Source organism: Vibrio sp. 811, assembly GCF_033339195.1.
Genome location: NZ_JAWOUB010000580.1, coordinates 1 through 612, shown reverse-complemented (window position 1 = coordinate 612; position 612 = coordinate 1). Strand labels below are relative to the sequence as shown.

The window sequence follows — 612 nt, the reverse complement described above, 5'->3', positions numbered from 1 at the left end:
CAAGGTTGGTTTTGTGTTTACGGTGCAATGGTTTAGGTTTGGTAGTTAGCGTTGCTCACACCTTAATGCGGCGTTAGGTGCTTGAAGGAAAAGGTAAGTATGGAAATTGCTTTTCAGCAGATAAACATTGATGATTTCGAATTATGCGTTGCTGCGAGAAAAGATGCATACTTTTGTAGTTTTGGGCATTACGATGGTTTCGACGACTTCATCAGTGGTTATCGTGAACGCGTCTTAGACCGGTTAGCAACATCAGGATGGTTCTATATCCATATATTTGTGGATAGTCAGTTTGCAGGGCAGTTAGAGTTTCGTAGCTTTTCACCCGAGCCGGAGACTGGTTATGTGCATCTCATTTACTTAAAGCCGAATTTTCGTGGTTCAGGACTCGCTGCAAAATTGCAGGATTATATTGTAAGCACTTTGAGTAAAGCGGGTTGTTTGCGTGCTGTATTTTCAGTAAGCCGAACCAACCATCGAGCTCTCACATTCTATAAGCGCCATGGTTGGAAGTTCGTGCGCAAGAATCCCAAGCACGATGAAACAGACTTTTACCAACTTTGGCTACGCACCTAACAAACTGTTCAAGAGGGATTCGCAACGCGTGGCATT

At 43.6% G+C, this 612-nt stretch carries 1 protein-coding gene; it reads left to right on the top strand.

The window, feature by feature from the left end; translation table 11 throughout:
• The first annotated feature begins 99 nt into the window (after window positions 1-99).
• Window positions 100-576, top strand: coding sequence for a GNAT family N-acetyltransferase (locus R7Q46_RS28205; RefSeq protein WP_318078444.1), 477 nt, complete (start codon window positions 100-102; stop codon window positions 574-576).
• The last annotated feature ends 36 nt before the right edge of the window (window positions 577-612 follow it).

Coding starts and splice junctions, on each gene's coding strand:
- R7Q46_RS28205 (WP_318078444.1), top strand. CDS start 100: ATGGAAATTGCTTTTCAGCAGATAAACATTGATGATTTCGAATTATGC.